Here is a 1333-nt window from a genome sequence, read left to right on the forward strand (position 1 = left end):
CGCCGGCCGGGCCTGCTGCTGGTCCTGCGTCAGCCGCGTCGCGGTCGGGTCGGCGCGCAGCACCCCGAGGTTCTCCTCCGCGAACTGCCGGGAGGCCGCCCAGTTGCCGTCCTGGAGCAGCCAGCTCGTCAGCACGTCGGGCTCGACCAGGGTGACGGCCTGCGCCCCGGCGAGTACGTCCTGGAACTGCTGGGCGTCGAGGGTCCGCTCGGCCGTCCCGAGGGCGAACGGGTCGTAGAGCCGGTAGGTGCCGTCGGCGTCGACACGTGCTGCGGCGGCACCCTGGGGGCGGGTGATCCACAGTCGGGTGCCGGGGCGCAGCGTGTCCGGTGCCTGGGGCAGCGGCCCGGTGGTGGTCCATCCCGGCGGCAGGACAGGGGCCAGCAGCCGCCGCGCCTGACCGGCCCGCGTCTGCGGAATGTCGGTGTCGTGCCGGGCGACGTGCGCCGCGAGGGGGTTCGCCGATCGGGCGGGCAGTCCCTCGGTGATCCACTCACGGGCCCGGTCGTCGGCGTCGGCGCGTGCCTCCCGGATGCGCGTCTCCAGCTCCGGGCCCAGCTCCGCGGCGGCGTCCATCTGCACCGGGGTACGCCCCAGCAGCTCGTGGTAGGTGGCCATCTGCCGCCGCAGGCGGATCCCGGCCGCGTCGGCCCGCAGCTTCAGGTCACGGTCCAGGCCGAAGATCACCTCGGCGGCCGTGACCGGGGCGAACGTGCCGTCCGAGCCCTCCCGCAGTTCGACGATCCAGCCCTGCGGGTCGATCCGGTACCGGCTGGCCGCGCCCTGGTCGTCGGTGACGGTCAGGTCGAGGTGGGTCTTCAGCTCGAACGCCACCACCCGGGCCACGGTGCGCGGGTCCTGGGCGAGCAGCTCCACCTCCTCCGGTGGGGTGACCGTTGCGGAGCCGGGGGGCTGCACCGCCTGTACCCGCTCGACGATCCGGGGGATCCGCTCGGCGAACTGCCGCACGTCGGTGGCGGGCAGCACGGCGCCGACCGCGAGCTTACCGACCCGGTTCTTCCAGGCGGTCAGCTCGGCGAGGTCGGCGGTGGCCTGCTGCGTGGCGTTGAGCCGCTGGAGGTGGCCCACCGCCCAGTCCAGGGTCACCTCGTACCGGCGGCGGGCCTGCTCGGCGGCGCTGGCGGTGAGCCGGAGCGGGCGGACCGGGTCGTAGTGGTTGCCGAGCTGGTCGCGGATCAGCAGGGCCGCGTGCTGGGGCGCCTGGGCGGGGTCGAAGTCGCCGGCCTCGATGATGCGGCCGGCCACCGGGGCGGCGGCCATCGCCGCCGGGGTGGCGCGTTGCAGCAGACCCTCCAGGCCGATCGTGGGGGCG

General features: G+C 75.4%; 1 protein-coding gene. It reads right to left on the reverse strand.

The features are described from left to right. A partial coding sequence (locus tag V6U90_RS33425) for a hypothetical protein (protein ID WP_334445180.1) occupies positions 1 to 1333 on the reverse strand: 1333 nt, incomplete at both ends.

It is taken from the genome of Micromonospora sp. CPCC 206060 (assembly GCF_036906895.1).
Classification (GTDB): domain Bacteria; phylum Actinomycetota; class Actinomycetes; order Mycobacteriales; family Micromonosporaceae; genus Micromonospora.